Origin of the sequence: Haloferax sp. KTX1 (assembly GCF_902410085.1) — an archaeon.
Classification (GTDB): domain Archaea; phylum Halobacteriota; class Halobacteria; order Halobacteriales; family Haloferacaceae; genus Haloferax; species Haloferax massiliensis.
The window spans coordinates 1-425 of sequence record NZ_CABPRH010000240.1 but is presented as its reverse complement, the minus strand read 5'-3'; the positions used below and the strand labels follow the sequence as shown (position 1 = coordinate 425).

Annotated in this window: 1 pseudogene; it reads right to left on the bottom strand. The window is 62.6% G+C overall.

The features are described 5' to 3' along the window. A pseudogene (locus FY251_RS22915) lies at nucleotides 1–425 on the bottom strand (transcription initiation factor IIB family protein); the annotation flags it as partial.

The following is a 425-nucleotide window of genomic DNA, read 5'->3' as shown; positions in this document are numbered from 1 at the left end:
GCGTACACAGCGGCCGCTGCACCGCCCTCAATCGACCGTCCGATCAGGAGGTCCTTGTTTTGGGCTTCCTTGAAGAACGTGGCTGCCTGCTCTTTCACCGCGTTGCTCTCAGACAGCGCACTCGCGATGCGTCGGGTTTCGCCAAGCCCGTGAGCGAGATTCCGGTCGCGCTTGCTGGTGAACTTCGACCGGCCGTGGAGTTGTCGCTGGCGAGCAAGCCGTCGACGCCGTCTCGGGGAAATATCTGCACTATCGACGCTTCCGATATTCGTCGACAGGCCTCGGTCGTGGCGAGTGGCCGTCCGAGGTGCGCCCGTCCGCTGCTGTTCCTCCTTGTCGTACGTCCGCCATTCCGGCCTGCGGTCAATCTGGTATTGCTCGTTCACCAGGCCACAGTCCTCGCAGTTCGTTTCTCGCCTGCTGCT